The organism is Phaeovulum vinaykumarii (assembly GCF_900156695.1).
In the GTDB taxonomy this organism is placed as follows: Bacteria; Pseudomonadota; Alphaproteobacteria; order Rhodobacterales; family Rhodobacteraceae; genus Bieblia_A; species Bieblia_A vinaykumarii.
Genome location: NZ_FTOM01000005.1, coordinates 200,161 through 219,558, shown reverse-complemented (window position 1 = coordinate 219,558; position 19,398 = coordinate 200,161). Strand labels below are relative to the sequence as shown.

22 protein-coding genes and 1 tRNA gene are annotated in these 19,398 nt (G+C 68.4%); 12 read left to right on the top strand and 11 right to left on the bottom strand.

Annotated features, from left to right (window positions below; translation table 11 throughout):
- Window positions 1–621 precede the first annotated feature (621 nt).
- Window positions 622–846, bottom strand: a complete 225-nt coding sequence (locus BW949_RS11715) for a helix-turn-helix domain-containing protein (RefSeq protein ID WP_076366260.1) — start codon at window positions 844–846, stop codon at window positions 622–624.
- Window positions 847–929: 83 nt separating this feature from the next.
- Here BW949_RS11715 and BW949_RS11710 point away from each other — a divergent pair, with 83 nt between their 5' ends.
- From BW949_RS11710 to BW949_RS11685, 6 genes are all read left to right on the top strand, one after another.
- Complete coding sequence (locus BW949_RS11710) at window positions 930–1,124, top strand: hypothetical protein (RefSeq protein ID WP_076366258.1); 195 nt, start codon at window positions 930–932, stop codon at window positions 1,122–1,124.
- Window positions 1,121–1,375 (top strand): hypothetical protein, encoded by a 255-nt coding sequence (locus BW949_RS11705; protein WP_076366256.1) that lies wholly within the window; start codon window positions 1,121–1,123, stop codon window positions 1,373–1,375. The genes BW949_RS11710 and BW949_RS11705 overlap by 4 nt, the downstream gene beginning before the upstream one ends.
- A complete protein-coding gene (locus BW949_RS11700; RefSeq protein ID WP_076366254.1) occupies window positions 1,372–1,656 on the top strand; it encodes a hypothetical protein in 285 nt (94 codons plus the stop codon). Before BW949_RS11705 ends, BW949_RS11700 begins: the two co-directional genes overlap by 4 nt.
- A gap of 161 nt (window positions 1,657–1,817) precedes the next feature.
- Window positions 1,818–2,426, top strand: coding sequence for a hypothetical protein (locus BW949_RS11695; protein WP_076366252.1), 609 nt, complete (start codon window positions 1,818–1,820; stop codon window positions 2,424–2,426).
- Window positions 2,427–2,460: 34 nt separating this feature from the next.
- Window positions 2,461–2,670, top strand: coding sequence for a hypothetical protein (locus tag BW949_RS11690; protein WP_076366250.1), 210 nt, complete (start codon window positions 2,461–2,463; stop codon window positions 2,668–2,670).
- On the top strand, window positions 2,667–3,662 hold the full coding sequence (locus tag BW949_RS11685; RefSeq protein ID WP_235816286.1) for a site-specific integrase: 996 nt from the start codon (window positions 2,667–2,669) through the stop codon (window positions 3,660–3,662). Before BW949_RS11690 ends, BW949_RS11685 begins: the two co-directional genes overlap by 4 nt.
- Before the next feature lie 81 nt (window positions 3,663–3,743).
- On the opposite strand, the gene BW949_RS11680 is transcribed toward BW949_RS11685, so the two are convergent.
- Window positions 3,744–3,817: transfer RNA gene (locus tag BW949_RS11680), tRNA-Cys, on the bottom strand.
- A 159-nt stretch (window positions 3,818–3,976) separates the two neighbouring features.
- Here BW949_RS11680 and BW949_RS11675 point away from each other — a divergent pair.
- Together BW949_RS11675 and BW949_RS11670 are read left to right on the top strand one after the other, a co-directional pair.
- Complete coding sequence (locus BW949_RS11675; RefSeq protein WP_076366246.1) at window positions 3,977–4,738, top strand: gamma-glutamyl-gamma-aminobutyrate hydrolase family protein; 762 nt, start codon at window positions 3,977–3,979, stop codon at window positions 4,736–4,738.
- Window positions 4,735–4,926, top strand: a complete 192-nt coding sequence (locus BW949_RS11670) for a hypothetical protein (protein WP_076366244.1) — start codon at window positions 4,735–4,737, stop codon at window positions 4,924–4,926. The genes BW949_RS11675 and BW949_RS11670 overlap by 4 nt, the downstream gene beginning before the upstream one ends.
- A gap of 319 nt (window positions 4,927–5,245) precedes the next feature.
- On the opposite strand, the gene BW949_RS17065 is transcribed toward BW949_RS11670, so the two are convergent.
- The 8 genes from BW949_RS17065 to BW949_RS11635 all read right to left on the bottom strand — a co-directional run bounded on the left by BW949_RS17065 (window position 5,246) and on the right by BW949_RS11635 (window position 14,537).
- On the bottom strand, window positions 5,246–5,422 hold the full coding sequence (locus tag BW949_RS17065; protein WP_159440066.1) for a hypothetical protein: 177 nt from the start codon (window positions 5,420–5,422) through the stop codon (window positions 5,246–5,248).
- 241 nt (window positions 5,423–5,663) lie between these two features.
- Entirely contained in the window at window positions 5,664–6,656 is a 993-nt protein-coding gene (locus BW949_RS11665; protein WP_235816285.1) for a DUF2927 domain-containing protein, read from the bottom strand.
- A gap of 64 nt (window positions 6,657–6,720) precedes the next feature.
- The gene (locus tag BW949_RS11660; RefSeq protein ID WP_076366242.1) at window positions 6,721–7,923 is read right to left on the bottom strand and encodes a toxic anion resistance protein; all 1,203 of its coding nucleotides are present in this window, start codon (window positions 7,921–7,923) and stop codon (window positions 6,721–6,723) included.
- Window positions 7,920–8,948, bottom strand: a complete 1,029-nt coding sequence (locus tag BW949_RS11655; RefSeq protein WP_076366240.1) for a 5-bromo-4-chloroindolyl phosphate hydrolysis family protein — start codon at window positions 8,946–8,948, stop codon at window positions 7,920–7,922. Before BW949_RS11655 ends, BW949_RS11660 begins: the two co-directional genes overlap by 4 nt.
- A 294-nt stretch (window positions 8,949–9,242) precedes the next feature.
- Window positions 9,243–10,970 (bottom strand): pseudouridine synthase, encoded by a 1,728-nt coding sequence (locus BW949_RS17660; protein WP_076366238.1) that lies wholly within the window; start codon window positions 10,968–10,970, stop codon window positions 9,243–9,245.
- 304 nt (window positions 10,971–11,274) lie between these two features.
- On the bottom strand, window positions 11,275–11,937 hold the full coding sequence (locus BW949_RS11645; RefSeq protein ID WP_076366236.1) for a Hint domain-containing protein: 663 nt from the start codon (window positions 11,935–11,937) through the stop codon (window positions 11,275–11,277).
- Between the two features lie 317 nt (window positions 11,938–12,254).
- On the bottom strand, window positions 12,255–12,899 hold the full coding sequence (locus BW949_RS11640) for a sulfotransferase family 2 domain-containing protein (protein WP_076366234.1): 645 nt from the start codon (window positions 12,897–12,899) through the stop codon (window positions 12,255–12,257).
- A gap of 309 nt (window positions 12,900–13,208) precedes the next feature.
- A complete protein-coding gene (locus tag BW949_RS11635) occupies window positions 13,209–14,537 on the bottom strand; it encodes an Nramp family divalent metal transporter (protein ID WP_076366232.1) in 1,329 nt (442 codons plus the stop codon).
- A gap of 211 nt (window positions 14,538–14,748) precedes the next feature.
- Between BW949_RS11635 and mntR the strand changes: the two genes are divergently transcribed.
- Window positions 14,749–15,243 (top strand): manganese-binding transcriptional regulator MntR, encoded by a 495-nt coding sequence (gene mntR / locus BW949_RS11630; protein ID WP_083947743.1) that lies wholly within the window; start codon window positions 14,749–14,751, stop codon window positions 15,241–15,243.
- 45 nt (window positions 15,244–15,288) lie between these two features.
- Here mntR and BW949_RS11625 read toward each other — a convergent pair whose 3' ends face one another.
- Window positions 15,289–16,125: an alpha/beta fold hydrolase gene (locus BW949_RS11625; RefSeq protein WP_076366230.1), complete on the bottom strand. Its 837-nt coding sequence runs from the start codon at window positions 16,123–16,125 to the stop codon at window positions 15,289–15,291.
- 348 nt (window positions 16,126–16,473) lie between these two features.
- Between BW949_RS11625 and rpsD the strand changes: the two genes are divergently transcribed.
- The 3 genes from rpsD (at window position 16,474) to BW949_RS11610 (ending at window position 19,377) form a co-directional block, all read left to right on the top strand.
- Window positions 16,474–17,094, top strand: coding sequence for a 30S ribosomal protein S4 (rpsD, locus tag BW949_RS11620; RefSeq protein WP_076366228.1), 621 nt, complete (start codon window positions 16,474–16,476; stop codon window positions 17,092–17,094).
- Between the two features lie 247 nt (window positions 17,095–17,341).
- Window positions 17,342–18,427, top strand: a complete 1,086-nt coding sequence (gene hisC / locus BW949_RS11615) for a histidinol-phosphate transaminase (protein ID WP_076366324.1) — start codon at window positions 17,342–17,344, stop codon at window positions 18,425–18,427.
- Window positions 18,424–19,377 (top strand): prephenate/arogenate dehydrogenase family protein, encoded by a 954-nt coding sequence (locus tag BW949_RS11610; RefSeq protein ID WP_076366226.1) that lies wholly within the window; start codon window positions 18,424–18,426, stop codon window positions 19,375–19,377. Before hisC ends, BW949_RS11610 begins: the two co-directional genes overlap by 4 nt.
- Window positions 19,378–19,398 lie beyond the last annotated feature (21 nt).

The following is a 19,398-nucleotide window of genomic DNA, read 5'->3' as shown; positions in this document are numbered from 1 at the left end:
GCGCTGGCCACGATGGTGGGCGCGCTGGCGCAGGCCAGGGAAGCCGGGATCGACGGCGCCACCCTGCAAGACGCGCTGTCCTTCATCGACTGGGCCAACGAATAGGGGAGAACGCCCCGGCGCGCTTCGATGTTCACGCCAAACCGTTCCCGTTACTCGGCGAGTGGGTAAACCCCGAGAGAGCGCGGCCCGGCCCTACCTTCCGGGCGCGGCGCTCGGCCACAACGGCCTCACCCTCTGGTAAGGCCGCATTCTATTCCGTTGGGAAAGAGATGATCGAGGCAGATCCTTTTTGATCGCAAATTTTTTTGGCTATTTCGGTGAGATCAGATATTTGTTCTGGTGTGCAATCTATATTGTCGTTTCGAAGCGTCCTCATGAATGCATCGAATATTATGTCTCGCGCGCTCCGGTTGCAATCAGCGCATGCAATATCAATGTAAGCCAGAAGGGAGGCGAAAAGAAGTTGCTGCGCGAAAATCTCCTTTTCAAGGCTTGCGATTTTGTTATCTATTTTTTTATTTAGGAAGTCTATGACTTCCTCGAGCGTTCCGCTGAATTCATGCAATTTTCTTCTCCATCTGATTTAGGTCTGCATTTGCTTCTGAATCCAAGGGAGGTTTATTTCCGTAACCTCACCCCTGCACCGCCACCGTTCTCGGGGATGAATTCGACTCCTGCCGCTTCCAGGGCATTGCGTAGTGCCGCGATGGTCCGATCATAGGGCTGACGATCCTCTTTTTCAAAACTTGCGATGGTCCGCTTCGCTACACCAGAGGCCTCGGCCAGCCGATCTTGAGACATGGCCACGAGGGCACGAGCAGCGCGACATTGTGAGGGCGTCATTTTTCACCTTGCATCAATAGTGCAACCTGCGCTAAAGATGCAGCGTTGCCATATTGGCGTAACCTAATCTGGAAGCACTGACAATGACCAACGAACGCGCCTGCGCGAACACCCCCGGCTTGCCCGGTGAAACCCTTTCTGAAATCCACGACTGCCTCGCGCTCGCCCTCGACGCGACCGAGCGCCCGTCCGGCTACACCCGTTCCGAACGCGAGGCCCGCAGCTACATGCGCACCGCCCTGCGCCGCGTCTGCAAGCTGCTGGAGATCCGCGCATGAACGCGCCGAACCCCCAGCCCGCCCCCGCGAAAGAAGCAATCCTGCCCGAGATCATGCGGGCGGTTCAGGAGCTTGCCGAAGCCCGCCGTTTCGTTGATCTGGTCTTCTATGCGTCCTGCGGCTGCATGTCGGAACGCGACCCGAAGGGCGAGGCCATGGCCGCGGGATGCGAGCGCGCGCTTCTGAGCCTCGATGAAATGGCCGTGTATCTCGATAATGTCAGAGAGCTGCTGAAAGGCGGTGCGCAATGATTACGCTGGCACAACTGCGCACGGCCGATCCGCGGGATCTGGTCGATCCGCTGTCCTATGCCCTTCCGGCGCTGATCCGGACGGCGCGGCTCGCCCTTGAGAGCCATCCGGGCAACGAGGAAGCGGCGGTCAGTGTCGCCCTGGTCCTGGAGCTGGCCGAGGGCCTGTCGCACGCCCATCGGGGATGGCATCGAGACGATGCAGCGCGAGGACTGCGCCACCCCCAGAGCCTCGGCGTGAGCATGGCCCCGGCCGGGTGGGGTGGAATGTTGTCAGGCTGATCGGCCACGCCGGGCCGCTGAACTGGTCCCGAGATGCGGAAAGTCTATCCGTTTCCGAAACACTTACGAATAGAGGTTGATCGGAGGAAAAATGAGGGTCTAAGGTTCCTTACTCCTCCGAACAGGGCAGAAAAGTGAAACCGGGAAAGCTCAGACAGACGATGGCCGATGCGATGCTCATCTCCGCGCAGACCGCCGAAGTCACGATGCGCAATATCCGTGAGGGCGGTATGATGACCACAGGTGCGCGCGGTGTGAACGCTCCCGATCTTACTTATGTTGATGCGGCCAGAACTCTGATCGCCCAAATCGTTGAAGAGAACCCAGGGCGGCGCGCACTCCGCCATGTTTCGGAAATCGGTTCGCTGCCCTTGCAGAACAAGGCGTCGCTCAGGGATGATGAGCCGTTTTCCCTGCATGTGATGCTGCCCGGCGAGAATATCGAGACTTTCGAGCGTGCCCTGGCCGCTCTGATCAAGGTTTTCGCGGAGTTCCGCGAGGATGACCGGATGATCCGCGCGGGGACGCGAAAGCGCGAGGGTTGGCTCAAGCCGTTGTGCCGCGTTGAGGTCTCGCCCCCCGATCTCTGGGCCCAGATCGACATGGGACCGATGCAGTATCAATTCGGGGAGTTTAAAAGCGCCGTCAACAGCGCGCTGGAAAACGACGAACGCTTCCGCCTTGGTCGGCAAAGCCTGTGCTTCGTCAATCAGGAGGTCATCGCCAAAATCGCGGATGGCTTCGCTGATACAGCGGAAGGGGGTAACTGATGGCCGCCCGTCCCGATCAAGTGGGGTATCTGAAATGAGCCGCATCACTCCCTTCTATGTGAACGAGAAGAACGCAGCCGCCTTGCTGGACATGGGTGTTAGCGAATTTCGCGCGCATGTGAAGGCGGGGCATCTTCCGCGTGGCCAGGAGATCGTTCCGGGCCTCTTGCGGTGGGATGCGGAGTCTCTGCGCATGATCGGCCGGGGGGCCGCGGTTGAGGGCATGCAGGGGGTGGAGTGGTGAAGCGGTATCTCTGGAAGCACCCCTCGGGCCGTATCTATTTCCGCAAGGCGGGGATGAAGCTGATCCGCATCACGGCGCCGGAAGGCACCGAGGCGTTCGACCGGCAGTATTGGGAAATCATGACGGGCAGGCATTTCGAGGCGAAGACCTCGTGGGCCGCCCTCATGGACGATTATCGGACCTCGGACCGCTGGACCTCGCTCAAGCCGCGGACGCGCGCGGACTATGACAAGGTGATGGAATACCTGCGCGAGAGGATCGGCAGCCGGGATGTGAAGGCGCTGACGCGGGCGGATGTGATCGCGGCTCAGAAGGCGAATGCGCACCGCACCCGTTTTGCGAACTACATCCCCCAGATGCTGGTGATCCTCTGCGAGCATGCGATTGATCTTGGCTGGATCAAGCACAATCCGGCGAAAGGGGTGCGGGCGCTCAAGACCCCGGCCGAGCGGCGCCAGGAGCACCTGCCCTGGCCGGATTGGGCGGTGGAGAAATTCCGGGCCGAGGCGAGCGAGCTTTGCCGCCTCATCTTCGAGATTGGCGTGGGCACCGTCCAGCGTCCGGGCGATTGGGTCGGCTTCCGCTGGGGCGACTATGACGGCGATTCGCTGACCATGCGCCAGAACAAGACCGGCAAGCCGCTGGTTCTGCCCTGCACTGATCGGTTGAAGGACACACTCGACCGCACCAAGGCCGCACTTGGCGTGGTGCCGATTGCCGCCCGTCCGATCCTGATCAAGCGGGACGGCAACCCGATCAGCTACCGCTATATGGCTGATTTGATGCTGAAAGAACGCAAACGGCTCGGCCTTGAAGCCTATGACCTGCACGCCATCCGCTATCGCGGTGTGAAGGAACTGGCGTGGGCTGGCTGTAACGATGACCAGATCGCGGCGTATTCGGGTCATGCCACGAAAGAGATGATTGAGAAATACGCCGGGGAGGCTCGCCAAGAGATGCAAGCGCGCCAGGCGCGGGAGAAACGCCAGTGAACGGAACAAGGCCGGAACGGCAACGTGATACCCTGCGTGATACCATCGGGGCAGGGGGTGACGATAAGTCCTTGAAATCTTTGGAGGCGGGTACCGGAATCGAACCGGTCTACACGGATTTGCAATCCGCTGCGTAACCTCTCCGCCAACCCGCCGCCGTCGAGGTGTCCCCTCAACTAGTCGATGGTCGCGGGCTGTGCAAGGGGGCAGGTGCGTGCCGGTGCCGTCGTGCCGGGGAAAATCCGGGTTTGGCCCTTTCCGAAGGGGGATGGCGGCCCTAGGTTGGGGGCGTTCACGGCAGAGAAAGGGCCCTCATGTCCACCGCGCGGCCGGTCGTCGGCATCATCGGCAATTCCACCCTGATTCAGGGCCATTACCCGGCCCATTCGGGGGGCACCATGAATTCGGCGGCGGTGGCTCAGGTGGCCGATTGCCTGCCGCTCCTGATCCCGGCCGATCCGCGCTATGTCGCGGTCGAGGAGCTGCTGGCGGTCTGCGACGGCTTCCTGCTGACGGGCGGGCGGCCCAATGTCCACCCCGCCGAATATGGCGAAGACCCGACCCCGGCGCATGGCGAATTCGACCGCTGCCGCGACGCGATCACGCTGCCGCTGGTGCGCGAATGCGTGGCGCGCGGCCAGCCCTTCTTCGGTGTCTGCCGCGGGTTTCAGGAGGTCAACGTGGCCATGGGCGGCACGCTTTACCCGGAAATCCGCGACCTGCCGGGGCGGATGAACCACCGCATGCCGCCCGATGGCACGCTCGAGGAACGTTTCGCGCTGCGCCACAAGATCAGCCTCACACCGGGCGGACGCTTCCACAAGTTGCTGGGCGCGACCGAAGTGATGGTCAATTCGCTGCATGGCCAGGGCATCAAGGATCCCGGCCAGCGCATCGTGATCGAGGGCCACGCCCCCGATGGCACGCCCGAGGCGCTTTACGTGCGCGACGCGCCGGGCTTCACGCTGTCGGTGCAATGGCATCCCGAATGGCAGGCCGGCATGGATCCGGTGTCGCGGCCCCTGTTCCAGGCCTTCGGGGATGCGGTGCGCGCCTTCGCGGCGACACGCCGATGATCGGGCAGCGCCGTCCGCCGCCGCATGCGCCGCTTCTGGGGGCGGTGCTGGTGGTGCTGGGCCTGGGCGGGCTGTGGCTGATGCGGCCCGTCGAAGCGGTGTCGGTCGAGACGCCCGCCGGTGAGGCGCCGCCTGTTGAAACGCTGTCGGGCGCGCCTGCGGTCCCGGTCACGTCGGCGCGGCCCTAGACCGGCGGCGCGCAGACGGGGCGCGCTGACATCTTCTTGTAACACGGTCGTGAACGTTCGCGCGTCAGAGCGTTGCGCCGGAACGTGGTATCCGACGGGATCGCGCGCAAAATAAAAGCGCCGCAGAACCTGCGGCGCGCCAGATCGGTGTCATGACCGAAGGTGTCATGGTCCGCGGTGCCAGAATCCGGGCCAGACTCGGGTAAAAGGGCCGGATTGCGGCCGGTCTGCCGACGAAAGATCCCGGAAAGCCCCCCGTGTGTAGGGCCGCAGGACAGCGGCGTGCGGGCCCGCCCGTCTCAGCCCCGAAGCGGGCCGGTCAGATCGAGGCCCAATCGGTCAGCCGATGCGTGCGGCTGTCGCCCATCTGGCGCGTTTCGCGGGACGGATCGTCGCTACGCTGCGGCGCCTTGGCCACCGGCTGCTGGTGCATGTAGTCGTCGTCACGCGTCTGGGCATCGCCCATTTGCCGGTTCTCGGCCATCATCTTTCCCATTCCTTCACCTTGGGCACATCTTGCGCCACCACCCTGCTACCTTACGCCGCATTCCCTTTTGGCGATAGCATCGAATGCGAAAAATTTATGACGAGGGTAAACGACTTGCAACGCATTGGTGGCGCTAACCCACGGGATTCGGCCGGAAGCCGCCCATGCCCGCCGCCGGTGTGAGCAGCCCGCCGCCGTGTCAGATGCACGCAGGCGGCGGCGCGACGGAACGCCCGCAACGGGGGAAGGGTCAGTCCAGCGTTCCCATCAGCTCGGCGGCGATGCGCGCGACGATGGGGCGGGCCTCGGCCTCGGTCATGCCGGGGTGCAGGCGCCGGTCGTAGAGGATGCGCAACAGCATCTCGTCATGGCGCGTCAGCAGCGCGAATTCCTCGTCGTCGTTGAAGATCGAGGGCCGCGCGGCGGGGCTGTCATTGGCCAGGCCCATGCCCTGGGCCAGTTCCTCGTGGATGCACGACAGGCGCAGGATGTCGGGATGCTCGCCCCGGATGACGGCGACGGCATGCGAATAGGCCGCGCTCTGCCCCTGCGAGAAGGCGAAGACCACGCAGAAGGTCGCGGGCGTCAGGTTGGTGACCGTGCGCACCGCCGCCGCGTCGATCCCCGGCACCATCGCGCGCAGGCGCGGCGCGATCGCCTGGCGTTCGTCCTCGTTCAGGATCAGCACGTTGAAATTGGCGCGCGCGGGGTCGTCGACCATGCCCACCGGATGCCCCGTCGCCCGCGCCAGCCGCCCGGCATAGGCCGTGACATTGCCGCGGTCCACGCGCTGCTGCGAGCCCGGCACCGAGGCGCCGAATTCCACCGACATGCGCACCGGCACCTCCCAGCGGCGCAGACGCGACACATGCTGGCGCGCGACGATATCGCCGCCCTCGCGGGCATATTCGTCGTAAAGCGCGATACGCACGAAATTGTCCACCAGCTGGCGGTCGGTGAAGGGGGCGTCGGCGGGGGCGCGCTCCTGGCGCAGCAAGCCCTGATCCAGCAGCATCTGCGCCACCTGCGCATAATAGGCGCGCACGGCCTGGCTGGCCGCCGAGGGCGGATGCGGCAGCCCGGCGGTGGGATCGGCCAGCGCCGCAGGGCGCGGCGCGGGGGGGGCGGGCGACTGGCGCACGCCCGCGCCGGGGATCACGCAGGCCGAGACCAGCGCCGCCACCGCCGCCAGCGCGACCCCGCCACGCAGCTGCGCCGCCGCCGGCCGGGACCGAGGCGCCACAGGGCCGGAGGGGGCAGGGTTGGTGGGGGGAGGGCAGGTGGGGGCAGGCGCGCGCGCGGGCATTCTAGCGGGTGCCCCCCACGCCAGGCGCGCCCCCATTCGCGCCGGTCGCGCCGTCGGCGCGCGCGCGGGCCGAGGCCAGGGTGTCGCGCAGATCGATCTCGAGCTTGGCCAGATCCTGTTCGGCCGCCGCGCGCTTGCTGCGCCCCTCGTCGGCGATGCGCAGCGAATCCTCGATCGTGGCGATCAGCTGGGCATTGGCCGCCTTGACCGCCTCGATGTCGAAGACACCGCGCTCCATTTCCTCGCGCACGATGCGATTGGCGCTGCGCAGGTTGTCGGCATTGGCGCGCAGCAGATCGTTGGTCAGGTCATTGGCCGCGCGCACCGCCTTCGCGGCTTCGGACGACCGCTGGATCGTCACCGCCTGCGCCAGCTGCGTCTCCCACAGCGGCACGGTGTTCATGATCGTCGAATTGATCTTGGTGACCAGGCTCTTGTCGTTTTCCTGCACCAGCCGGATCGAGGGCAGCGCCTGCATCGTGACCTGCCGCGTCAGCTTGAGGTCATGCACGCGCCGTTCCAGATCGTCGCGCGCGGCGCGCAGGTCGCGCAGCTCCTGCGCGGCCATCACCTGATCGGCAGGGGCGGCGGCCTCGACCGCGGCGGCCTTCGCAGGAATGTCGGTGCGGTCGATCTCGGCCAGGCGCGCCTCGCCCGCGGCGATATAGAGGCCAAGCTCGTCATAAAAGCCCAGCGTCTTCTCGTAGAGCTTGTCGAGCGACTTGATGTCCTTCATCAGCCTGTGCTCGTGGGTCAGCAGATCGTCGGTGATCGTGTCGACCTGCGACTGGATCTGCTCGAACCGCGCCAGGAAGCTGGCGAAGGGGGCGGCGCGGCCCATCAGCCGTTCCAGCCACGAGCGTTCGCGCCGCACGTCCAGTTCCGACACCGAAAAGCCGCGCAGCGCGGTCACCATGGCGTTCAGGCTGTCGCCGGCGGGGCCTGCGTCCTTGTTCTTCACATCGGCCAGCATCTCCTGGCTGATGGTCTGAAGCTCGGTCTGCGCGCGGCTGCCGAAGCCCACGATCGAGCCGGTGTCGGTGATGTCGATCTCGGCCATGCGGGCGCGGATGTCGGCGGCAAGCGGCGCGGGCGCCTCGGTCAGCGTGACCAGCTCGCCCGACGGCACGGGCAGTTCCGCGCGCGTCACCGTCTCGATCTCGGCCAGCGCCGCGGCGGCCTTCTCGCGCTTGCTCTCGCTCATCGGATTTGCCCTTTCTGGTCAATGGCTCGGGATGAAGGCGGCGCCGCGGGCGCGGGGGCCGCAAGGGGGGCGTCGGGCCGGTCGCTCAGCGCGGCGATCTCGGGGCGCGGGGGCAATTGCCCCTCGCGGGACAGGCGTTCGCGCAAGACCTCGATCTCGATGTCGAGATCCTCGCGCCCGCCCTGGCGCAGATGCGCGGCGCGGGCGGCGAAATTGGCCTCGAGATCGGAGATCAATTCCTCATAGTCGCGCCGGGCGCTGCCGTCGCGGTTCTGGCGCCACAGGTCGGCGAACTTGACCGTCGCGTCGCGCGCGCCCATCAGATAGACGCCCAGATAGCGGCGGGTGGCGTTCAGGTCTTCGGGGTTGTTCTCGACCGCGCGGAAAAGATCCTGCGCGGCGGCGGCAAAGGCCTCGACGCGGGCGGCCAGGCGGTCATCGCCGGCGCGCAGGATGGCGCCGCGGATCTCGGCCAGATAGGTTTCCGCCTGGGTGATCACGCGCGCCACGCGATCCTGCGCGATCGGGTCTATGCCTTCGGTGCCCTTGCCGCGCAAGGGATCAAGGCCAAAGGCGGCCAGATGCAGCGCCATGGCGACGCCGCCCAGCACCGCGGCGCCCAAGGGATCGGTCATGCCGGGGTCCAGCGCGCCCAGGGCCGTGGCCCCCCCGGTCAGCACCGCGCCCAGGATCTTGCGCGGCAGGATCGGCGGGCGGGCGATGCGGCGGGCGTCAAAGGCGGCTTCGGCGCGCAGCCCCTCGCGGGTCAGGGCGGCGGCGCCCAGATACAGGCCGAAGGTGCCCAGATCGGCGGCTATCCACACCGGGCTGTCGGAGAAGATGCCGAAGAGATAGGGCGTGGCCATCCAGACCAGCCAGAAGGGCCGGCGTTCGCGCTTGCGCCGGGCCTTGGCCCGCTTGGCGGCGGCCTTCTGGCGGGCGCGGGCGGCGGTGTCGGATTCGCTGATGCGCGGGGGGGGATCGGCGCCCTGGGGGCTGTAGCGGGCGCGGTAGCGTTCGGCCATCGGCGCCCCCTCAGATGCCATGGCCGAACCCGACCGACACGATCAGGATCAGCAACAGGATAAATGCAATGCGTTGAAACGCCTTGACCGACATACCGTCCCTCCGGGCCCGGATCGCTCGGAACCCCACGGGAGGGACTATAAGCACCCGCCCGCACCGCGACCAGAGGCACGCGCGGAGGGATGCGAAATTTCGCGCGTCGGGGCCTGCGGGGGGCGATCAGCGAAAGGCGCGCGCGCCGGAAAACCTGCGCGCGCGCTGCGGGCCGGGGGGGGGCGGCGTCGGGAGTGGCGTCAGCCGCGCGGTTTGCGCGGCCCGCCCGGCCCCTTGTTGCCCGAGGGACGACTGCCGGATTTGCCACCCGGTCCCTTGCTTGCCGGACCCCGGCTGCCCGGACCTTTTCCGCCCGGCCCCTTGGAGAAGGGCGCACCGCCGCCCGGGCCCTTGCGGCCCGGCCCCTTGGACCCGAAACCGCCCTTGGCCCCGAAGCCGCCCGTGCGGCGCTCGCCCCCGGCGGCGGCGCCGTCGGTGCTGGCCCGCGGCTTGCCGGGGCCGCGCGCGCCACGATCTGCTGTCCCGCGATCCGCGCCCCAGCGATCGGACGTCCCGCCCTGGGAGCGCGGCGCGCGGGGGTTGCCGGGGCCGCCCGCGGGCCGGTCGGAATACCGATCCGCGCCGCGTTCGGGGCGGTCGCCGCCCTCGGTGCGGCGGGGGCGGAAGCCGTCGCCGTCGGCCCCTTTGCGCGGGCCATAGGGCTTCTGTGTGCCGTCGGTGGTGTCGCGCTCGGGGCGGGGGCCGCGCGCGGACCAGGACTTGCCGTCGGCGCGCGGCTTGCCGTCAAATCGCGCCTTGCCTTCGGGGCGGGGACCGCGCTCGGCCCGGCCGGGGCCGGGGCCGGGGCCGCGTTCGGCGCTGCGTTCAGGGCCGCGTTCAGGTCTGGGGCCACGTTCCGGCCGGGGGCCGCGGAACGGACGGCGGCTGTCGTCGCCCTCGGTTTCGCCCCAGGCGCGGCGCGCCTTGCCCATGGCCGCGCCCTTGTGCGACTTGAACCCCTCGGTGCGGCCGCCATCGCGGGGGCCGTGGGACTTGAACCCGGCCGAGCGCGGACGGGGCGGACCCGCGCCGCGATCGGACCCCGAGCGTTCGGGCCCAGAGCGTTCGGGCCCAGAGCGATCGGGGCGATCCTCGCGGAAGGGCCGGGGGCCGCGATCGGCCCGTTCGGGCCGGGCGCCGCGGTCGTCGCGCCGCGGCCGCGCGTCGCTCTCGCCGCCCTCATCGAGCAGGCTGCCCAGCTGGTCGCGCAGCACCCGGCGCTTGATCTCGATCACGTCGCCGGGCTTCATCTCGTTCAGGCGGAAGGGGCCATAGCTGACCCGGATCAGCCGGTTCACGATCAGCCCCACCGCGGCCATGGCGCGGCGCACCTCGCGGTTGCGGCCTTCGCGGATGCCGACGGTGGCCCAGGCGTTGGCGCCCTGCTGGCGGTCCAGCGTGATCTCCATCGGGGCGAAATCCTCGCCGTCGAGGGTGATACCCGCGCGCAGCGGGTCAAAGGTGTGATCGCCCGGACGGCCGTTCACCCGCACGCGATACTTGCGCAGCCAGCCGGTCTCGGGCAGCTCGAGCCGCCGTTTCAGCCCGCCGTCGTTGGTCAGCAGCAGCAGGCCTTCGGAATTGAGGTCAAGCCGTCCGACCGTCATCACCCGCGGCATGCCCTCGGGCATCTCGTCGAAGATGGTGCGCCGGCCCTTCTCGTCGCGCTCGGTCGTCACCAGGCCCAGCGGCTTGTAGTAAAGCCACAGCCGCGTGGGCTGGGGCGCGTCGATGGGCGTGCCGTCGACCGTGATCCGATCCGCGGGCGTGACGTCCAGCGCGGGGCTGCTCACCTTGGTCCCGTTCACCGCCACGCGGCCGTCCAGGATCATGCGTTCGGCATCGCGGCGCGAGGCAAGGCCGGCGCGGGCGATCACCTTGGCGATGCGGTCGCCCGAAGGGGCGTCGGGGGTGTCAGGATCGGACATGGGCGTTCCTCGGGGTCGTCCAGAAGGGGCAGGGGGCGGACAGGCGTCCGGGGTGGGGCGGCGCGGCGCGCGCGCGGCCTGCGAACAGATTCGCAAGGCGCCTGTCTAGGGCCAAATGCGACGCAGAGAAAGGGAAAACGCGCCGCCCCGCGAAACGGGGTCTGTCGCGCGGGGCGGATGTGCCGGGCAGGGGGCGCGTTGCCCCCCCCCGGCGGACAGATTTCGGGCGCGGCCCCCTTCTGGACGCCGCGCCCCGCGAGAACGGCACCGCGCCGGGCCGGTGGGTTGGGCCGGTGGGTCGGGATCAGCCCGGCTGATGCGCGCGCGCGTCCTCGATCATGGCCTTGACGATCACGCGGGCCATGTTCAGCGGCAGGACGGAATAGCTTTCCAGCCGTTCGCCCGCCAGCAGCCGCTCAAGCCCCCCCGCCGCCGAGCCCGCACAGCGCATCAGCCCCGAGCCATTGGCATAGACGACCTCGTCCTCGGCAAAGCGCAGCTGGATGACCTCGATCTTCTGGTGCGGCGTGATCGGTTCGATCCCGCGATAGCCGGCAAGGGCGGCGGCGGGGACCAGCACGAAGGGGGCGCCGAAGACGGCCTCGGCCAGATCGCTCTCGAGCAGGATGCTCTGTTCGGGCAGCAGCAGAAGGGCCGCGGCATTGCCCAGCGCGCCCGCGGGCACGGCCAGCGGCATCACCGAGCGCGGGCAGCGCCCCTGGCCCGACCACAGCGCGGCGCGGGTGATCGCCTGCACCGGCGCCAGGCCGTGATCGAAGGTCATCACCAGATCGCCCGGCGCGATCGCCTCGACCGCGCGCCAACCCTGGGCCGTGGCGATGCGGGTGCCGACGATGAACCCTTCGGCATGGCCCGCGCCGCTCTGATGGTCCGTGCCGGTGCCGGGCCAAAGGCCCGTGGTGTCTTCGTCTTGGCCCCGGACGCGCGCAGAATTCAGACCGAACATGGTGTTCCCCCTTCCAGAGCCCGCCTCGCCTGCCAGCGTCGGGGCCGTGTTTGTCTTGCTGAAACCATTTCTTGTGATTCCCGGTCTGATTCAGGGGCCGGTTTCGGGCACAAAAACGGCATTGTTTCCGCCGATGCGGCGGGTGTCCGGGCGCCTTGGCATTGTTTCTCGAAACCGCGGAAAACCGCCCGCGCGCCAGGGGTTTCCCCAATGAGTCGTTAATTCGAATTTGACGGTTTCGGGGCGGATCTGCCGCCGCCACCCCGGCCTCAAGGCGCGCGCAAGGGGCTCAGCGCCGCGAATGCGGCACGATCAGGTCAGAATTGATACCCGAAGCGGGCGATATCGCCGCCGCACAGAAGGCCCACCATCTCGGCGTCCTTGTCCGAATAATACGGACGCCAGTCGCGCCCGCGCGCCGAGGCGTTGATCCGCTCGATCGGACCGGGCCTGAAGCCCAGATGCGCGGCCAGCGGTTCGAGATCCTCCTCCAGATGCTCGAGCCGGATGAACAGGTTGCAGCACGCCTCGCGGCCCAGCCGGACATACGAGGTATAGGGATTGGCCGCGATCGCCGCGCGCGTGTCAAAGGCGTTGAGAAAGGCGGGAAAGGGCAGCGCCCGCGCCAGATCCACCGCCGGATGGGTGAAGCGCTGATCGCGCAGCCAATGATAATAGCTGACCAGCCGGTCCCAGGGGTTGCGCACCAGCGTGAAGACGAAATAGCCCCGCGCCTGCGCCTCGGTGTAAAGACCGATCCCGTCGCTCAAGGTGGAATGCTTCCACAGCCGCCCGCGGGTCTCGACCCCCTCCAGCCGGCGCTTGCGCCGCCGGGCCTTGGGTGTGTCCCCTACCAGGATATCATCGGCCATCGCCCGCGCCTCCAGCGCTACGGCCAGCGCCGTGCCCCCGGTCTTGGGGACATGGACAAAGATATAGCGGCGGCCATGCGAGACGATCATCGGCTTCGAACTGTTCAGCGCCCTGCGCGGCCATCATGCCGGGGCCCGGCCGCGATGGCCAGCCCCGACGTGATGGCCAGCCCCGTCCCGCCCCCGCCGCCGCAGTCCCGTCCGATCCTGCCCCCTTCGAGCCCCCCCCTTTCGAGCTGGCCCAAATATCCCGGGGGTGAATTTGCGGGCGGGGAACCCGCACGCAAAGAGGGGGCAGCGCCCCCTCCCACGCGCGCTTGGGTGACCGACGCCGACAAGCGGCAAGAGATCGCCAAGAAGCCCCCTCCCGCGCGCGCTCGGGTGACCGCCCGGAGGCCCTCAGAACAGACCCAGGTCGATCCCGAAGGCCTCGGCCAGAAGCACCGTGTTCAGCGTCAGCACCACCGCCGCCCCCAGAAGCGCGCCCGCGCGGATCACCGGGCTGTTGACGAAATCGCCCATCACCGCCCGGCTCGAGGTGAAGATCAAGAGCGCAATCATCGGCACCGGCAGCGCGATCGACAGGATCACCTGGCTCAGCACCAGCGCCCGCGTCGCATCCACCCCCGCCGCCACCACGGCAAAGGCCGGCACCATCGTCACCAGCCGGCGCAGCCAGATCGGAATATGCCAGCGCAGGAACCCTTGCATGATCATCTGCCCCGACATCGTGCCCACCACCGACGAGGACACCCCCGAGGCGATCAGCGACACCAGGAACACCGCCGCCGCCGCGCCCCCCAGAAGCGGGGTCAGCATGTGATAGGCGGTCTCGATCTCGGCGACCTCGGGGTGGCCCGAATGAAACGCCCCTGCCGCCATGATCACCATGGCCATGTTGATCAGCCCCGCCAGCGCCAGCGCCACCACCACCTCGCGGTTGGAATAGCGCAGCACGATGCGCCGCTCGGCATCGGTGCGCGCGATGGCGCGGTTCTGCGTCAGCCCCGAATGCAGATAGATCGCATGCGGCATGACCGTCGCGCCGATGATCCCCACGGCGATGGTCAGCGCCGTCGCATCGGGCAGCTCGGGGCCCAGGATGCCGCCCGCCGCGGCCCCCCAATCCACCGGCGCGATCGCCAGCTCGACCAGATAGCACGCCCCGATCAGCGCCACGAAGGCGCCGATGATCATTTCCATCGGCCGGAAGCCGCGCGCCTCGAACATCAGGATCGCATAGGTGACGATGGCCGTGACCCCCATCCCCCAGATCAGCGGCATGTTGAACAGCAGCGCCAGCCCGATCGCGCCGCCCAGGAATTCGGCCAGATCGGTGGCCATGGCGGCGATCTCGCTGACCACCCACATCACGAAGACCACCGGCCCCGGAAACCGCTCGCGGCACATCTCGGCCAGGTTGCGCCCGGTGACGATGCCCAGCTTGGCCGACAGCGCCTGGAACAGGATGGCGATGACATTGGCCAGCACCACCACCCACAAAAGCGCATAGCCATAGCCCGCACCGGCCTGGATGTTGGTGGCGTAATTGCCGGGGTCCATATAGGCGACCGAGGCGATCACCGCCGGCCCGGCAAAGAGAAGCGCGGCGCGCGGCCCCTTCAGCCGGCCCGCCAGCACCTCGCTCATCCCCGCCCGCACCCGGCGGGTCGAACGCCCGTGCCGTTCGTGTCGATCCCCCGTGCGGTGCACCGCCTGTTTCGTCATTCCCCTGATCCCGCCTGTTCCGATGCCGGTCCTCGACCGGGTTTCCCCTCAAGTAAAGCCTTGGCTACACTTACGTCAACAGGCATGACATTGGTGGTTTGGCGCCCAAGTCAAGCCCGGACCCGATCCTGCCGCCGCGCAGACCGCCTTTTCCGCCAGATTGCACTTTGTAGCCTCGGCTGTAATATGAATGCTCGATTGGAGGGCGCGCATGACACAAGACGCCGGGCCGCAGGGGGCGGGGCAGGAGCCGGGACACGAACCGGGGCATGAACCGGGGCAGGGGCCGGGAGCGGACGAGGATCAGGCCCAGCCCGCGCGCTTCTCGCAGGCGCGGGCGGCCCAGTCGCGCGCGCTTCTTGAAGATTACGCCGAGATGATCGACGACCTGATCGCCGAACATGGCGAGGCCCGCATCACCGATATCGCCCAGCGCATGGGGGTGACCCATCCCACCGCAACCAAGGCGGTGGGGCGGCTCAAGCGCGAGGGGCTGGCGGTCTCGCGCCCCTACAGGGGGGTGTTTCTGACCGAGGACGGCCATGAGCTGGCCGCGCGGGTGCGCGCGCGCCACCGCACGGTGGTTGACCTGCTGGTGGCCATCGGGGTGCCGCGCGCGGCCGCCGAGATCGACGCCGAGGGTATCGAGCACCATGTCTCGGACGCGACCCTGCGCGCCTTCGAGACCTTTCTCGACCGCCCCTGACGGGGCCGCGCCCGGGCGCCAGGCGCGGCGGGGGCGCAGGCGCGCTCAGATCTCGATCCGGGCCAGCCAGGCCGTGACCGCGTCCAGGGATTCGGGCTCGTCCAGGAACGGGATATGCGCCCGGCCCGGCACTTCGGCAAAGATCATGTCGGGCCGCCGCCGGCGCATCTCGGCCGCGCTTTCGGGGCTCAGAAGGTCGGAATTGGCGCCGCGGATCAGCGCCAGCGGCAGCCCCGCGCAGGCGTCAAAGAGCGGCCACAGATCCGGCGTCTTGCCCGCGAAGGCGGCCAGGAAGGCCTCGCGCAGCGCCGGGTCATAGGGCAGATCCAGCCCCTCGGGTGTTTCGACATAATGGCGCTCGACCTCGGCCTGCCAGCGCGCAGCGGGCACGTTCTCGAACCCCGGCATCAGCGCGGGCAGAAGCGCGGTCATCTCGGCGGCCGAGCGCGCGGCGGGGCGGCGGCCCAGCACGTCGATGATCCGCGCAAGCCCCGCGGGGTCCAGCTCGGGGCCGACATCGTTCAGGCACAGCCCCGCCAGCCGGTCGTGCGCCGTCGCCGCCAGCATCATCCCCACGATCCCCCCGCGCGAGGTTCCCAGAACCGCCGCGCGCGCAACGCCCAGATGGTCGAGCAGCGCGCAGGCGTCGCGGGCCTCCTGCGGGACGGTATAGCTGTCGGCGCCGGTATGCTGCGAGGCGCCGCGGCCGCGGTAATCGGGCCGGATCAGCCGCACGCGGTCCAGATCCAGCCGGGCGGCCAGATAGTCGAAGTCGCGCCCGTCGCGCGTCAGCCCGGCCAGCGCCAGCAGCGGCAGCCCCGTGCCTTCGTCCCGAAAGGCCAGTTGCGCGCCGTCGGGCGCGATGAAATGACGGATGCTCATGTCGGTCCTCTCCTCCCTCGTGGCCGCCCGCAAGGGGCCGCGCAGGGCCAAGGTGCCACGGCCCGCGCGCCCGGCATAGCCCGCGGGGCGGGCGGCGGCGGGCTGACGTTGCGGCCACGGGCGACGCCGATGGGCCCCGCCAATCCCCCCGCCAACGGGGACGGGGGCGGGGCGCGGGCGATGGCGGTTGACAGGGCCGGCGGGGCCGCTATAAGGCGCCATCCCGGATCCGAAAGGTCCGGGGTTTTCATTGGTGTTGGTGGCCCCCGCAAGGGGATGCCTGTCGGGCGCAAGCCAAAGGACAACGCCCTTCCGGCCCGCAAGGGCCCTTCGAGAAGGAGATCAGCCGTGACCAAACGCACGTCTGCCAAGTACAAGATCGACCGCCGCATGGGCGAAAACATCTGGGGTCGCGCCAAGTCCCCGGTCAACCGCCGCGAATACGGCCCCGGCCAGCACGGTCAGCGCCGCAAGGGCAAGATGTCCGACTTCGGCACCCAGCTGCGCGCCAAGCAGAAGCTGAAGGGCTATTACGGCGACCTGACCGAAAAGCAGTTCCGCCGCATCTACGCCGAAGCCGAACGTGTGCGCGGCGATACCTCGGAAAACCTGATCGGCCTGCTCGAGCGCCGTCTGGATGCGGTCATCTACCGCGCCAAGTTCGTGCCGACCATCTTCGCCGCCCGCCAGTTCGTGAACCACGGCCATATCACCGTGAACGGGGCCCGCGTGAACATCGCTTCCTATCGCGTCAAGGAAGGCGACGTGATCGCGGTGCGTGACCGCTCGAAGCAACTGGCGATCGTGCTGGAATCGGTGCAGCTGACCGAGCGCGACGTTCCGGATTACCTCGAGGTCGATCATTCCAAGATGACCGCCACCTTCGTGCGCACCCCGGCGCTGGCCGACGTGCCCTATGCCGTGGTCATGGAACCGAACCTCGTCGTCGAATTCTACGCCAAGAATTGATCCCTTCGGATCGTTCCGGATATGTGGGGCCGCGCCTTCGGGGGCGGCCCTTTTCCATGTCGCGCGCTCTTTGGGCGGGCGGCGGTGCAGGGTGTGCGCGCATGGCGGCCATGCAGCCTGTGCGTGATATCCGCCCCGGCGACGCGGCGCGGCCACAGCCGGCCCCGGACGCGGGCCTGCGGGCCATGATCGTGCTGGCAATGGCGCAGCGCTGCGGCTAGAAGGGCGGCAGATGAGGGATGACAAGATGAACGACGCCATCCGGCCCCAGCCGGGCATTCTCGATATCGCGCTTTACGAGGGCGGCGCGGCGCATGTGGCCGGGCTGACCGACGCCATCAAGCTGTCGTCGAACGAAAACCCGTTCGGCCCGTCCGATCGCGCCCGCGAGGCCTTTTCCCGCGCCGTGCATTTCCTGCACCGCTATCCCAATACCGACCACCGCGGGCTGCGCACGGCCATCGGCGAGGTGCATGGTCTCGACCCCGACCGCATCATCTGCGGCGCGGGCTCGGACGAGATCATCCACTTCCTCTGCCAGGCCTATGCCGGGCCGGGCGACGAGGTGCTGTTCACCGAACACGGCTTCCTGATGTATCGCATCTCGGCCATGGCGGCGGGGGCAACCCCGGTCGCGGTCCGCGAGCGCGAGCGCACGACCGATGTCGATGCGCTTCTGGCCGGCACGACCGAGCGCACGAAGCTGGTCTTCGTGGCCAACCCCAACAACCCGACCGGCACGATGATCGGGCTGTCCGAGTTGGAGCGCCTGGCCAACGGCCTGCCGCCGCAGGCGATCCTGGTGATCGACGGCGCCTATGCCGAATATGTCGAGGATTACGACGGCGGCGCGGATCTGGCCACGCGGCTGCCCAATGTGGTGATGACCCGCACCTTCTCCAAGATCTACGGTCTGGGCGGGCTGCGCATCGGCTGGGGCTATGGCCCGCGCGCCATCATCGACGTGCTCAACCGCATCCGCGGCCCCTTCAACCTGTCGACCGCCCAGCTCGAGACCGCCGAAGCCGCCGTGCGCGACCGCGATCACATCGACCGCTGCCGCACGGAAAACGCCCGCATGCGCGCCTGGCTGGCCGAGGCGCTGGCCGAAAAGGGCGTGCCGTCCGATACGTCGACGGCGAACTTCATCCTGGCGCGCTTTGCCGACGAAGCCGAGGCCGCGGCCTGTGACGCCGCGCTGCGGGCCGAAGGGCTGATCGTGCGTCAGGTCAAGGGCTATGGCCTGCCGCATTGCCTGCGCATCACCGTGGGCGACGAACCCTCGTGCCGGCGCGTGGCCCATGTGATCGGCCAGTTCAAGGCGCGGCTGTGACCGGGGCGGCGGCACCGGTCTATGCCCGCGTGGCGCTGATCGGGCTGGGGCTGATCGCGGCGTCCATGGCGCATGCGATGCGCGACAAGGGGCTGGCGGGTTCCATCGTCGGTCATGCGCGCTCGGCCGAGACGCGGGCCACCGCGCTTGAGATCGGGGTGGTGGATGCGGTCTTCGACACCGCCGCCGAGGCCGTGCGCGACGCCGATCTGGTGGTGCTGGCCGTGCCCGTGGGCGCGATGGGCGCCATCGCCGCGGAAATCGCCCCGCATCTGGCGCCCGGCGCCACGCTGACGGATGTGGGCTCGGTCAAGCAGGCGGTGATCGAGGCCGTGGCGCCGCATGTGCCGGCGCATGTGCATTTCATCCCCGGTCACCCGCTGGCCGGGACCGAGCATTCGGGCCCGCGCGCAGGCTTTGCCACGCTGTTCGTCAACCGCTGGTGGCTGCTCACGCCGCTGCCCGAGGCGAACGCGCAGGCCGTCGCGCGGCTCGAGGATCTGTTGCGCGGCCTTGGCGCCAATGTCGACAGCATGGAGCCCGCCCATCACGACCTGGTGTTGGCCGTCACCTCGCATACGCCGCACCTGATCGCCTATACGATGGTGGGGGTGGCCGACCACCTGCGCCGCGTCACCGAAAGCGAGATCGTGAAATATTCGGCCGCGGGGTTCCGCGACTTCACCCGGATCGCGGCCTCGGACCCGACCATGTGGCGCGACGTCTTCCTGACCAACCGCGAGGCCACGCTCGATATCCTGGGCCGCTTCACCGAGGAACTCTTCGTGCTGCAACGTGCCATCCGCATGGGCGACGGCCAGTTGCTGCACGACTACTTCACCCGCACCCGCGCGATCCGCCGCGGCATCATCGAGGCGGGCCAGGACACGGCCGCCCCCGATTTCGGGCGCGGGGCCGCGGTGCCGCCGCCCGCCGAGGCGGACAGCTAGGCGCTGCCCCGCGGGCGGGCT

Excerpts from the sequence above, each read along its gene's own strand:
- BW949_RS11640 (WP_076366234.1), bottom strand. The coding sequence starts at position 12,899 with ATGATCGTCTCGCATGGCCGCCGCTATATCTTTGTCCATGTCCCCAAG.
- BW949_RS11625 (WP_076366230.1), bottom strand. The coding sequence starts at position 16,125 with ATGAGCATCCGTCATTTCATCGCGCCCGACGGCGCGCAACTGGCCTTT.
- BW949_RS11705 (WP_076366256.1), top strand. The coding sequence starts at position 1,121 with ATGAACGCGCCGAACCCCCAGCCCGCCCCCGCGAAAGAAGCAATCCTG.
- BW949_RS11660 (WP_076366242.1), bottom strand. The coding sequence starts at position 7,923 with ATGAGCGAGAGCAAGCGCGAGAAGGCCGCCGCGGCGCTGGCCGAGATC.
- mntR (WP_083947743.1), top strand. The coding sequence starts at position 14,749 with ATGACACAAGACGCCGGGCCGCAGGGGGCGGGGCAGGAGCCGGGACAC.
- BW949_RS11695 (WP_076366252.1), top strand. The coding sequence starts at position 1,818 with ATGGCCGATGCGATGCTCATCTCCGCGCAGACCGCCGAAGTCACGATG.
- hisC (WP_076366324.1), top strand. The coding sequence starts at position 17,342 with ATGAACGACGCCATCCGGCCCCAGCCGGGCATTCTCGATATCGCGCTT.
- BW949_RS11645 (WP_076366236.1), bottom strand. The coding sequence starts at position 11,937 with ATGTTCGGTCTGAATTCTGCGCGCGTCCGGGGCCAAGACGAAGACACC.
- BW949_RS11655 (WP_076366240.1), bottom strand. The coding sequence starts at position 8,948 with ATGGCCGAACGCTACCGCGCCCGCTACAGCCCCCAGGGCGCCGATCCC.
- BW949_RS11690 (WP_076366250.1), top strand. The coding sequence starts at position 2,461 with ATGAGCCGCATCACTCCCTTCTATGTGAACGAGAAGAACGCAGCCGCC.
- BW949_RS11675 (WP_076366246.1), top strand. The coding sequence starts at position 3,977 with ATGTCCACCGCGCGGCCGGTCGTCGGCATCATCGGCAATTCCACCCTG.
- BW949_RS11670 (WP_076366244.1), top strand. The coding sequence starts at position 4,735 with ATGATCGGGCAGCGCCGTCCGCCGCCGCATGCGCCGCTTCTGGGGGCG.
- BW949_RS11700 (WP_076366254.1), top strand. The coding sequence starts at position 1,372 with ATGATTACGCTGGCACAACTGCGCACGGCCGATCCGCGGGATCTGGTC.
- BW949_RS11635 (WP_076366232.1), bottom strand. The coding sequence starts at position 14,537 with ATGACGAAACAGGCGGTGCACCGCACGGGGGATCGACACGAACGGCAC.
- BW949_RS11710 (WP_076366258.1), top strand. The coding sequence starts at position 930 with ATGACCAACGAACGCGCCTGCGCGAACACCCCCGGCTTGCCCGGTGAA.
- BW949_RS17065 (WP_159440066.1), bottom strand. The coding sequence starts at position 5,422 with ATGGGAAAGATGATGGCCGAGAACCGGCAAATGGGCGATGCCCAGACG.
- BW949_RS11715 (WP_076366260.1), bottom strand. The coding sequence starts at position 846 with ATGACGCCCTCACAATGTCGCGCTGCTCGTGCCCTCGTGGCCATGTCT.
- BW949_RS17660 (WP_076366238.1), bottom strand. The coding sequence starts at position 10,970 with ATGTCCGATCCTGACACCCCCGACGCCCCTTCGGGCGACCGCATCGCC.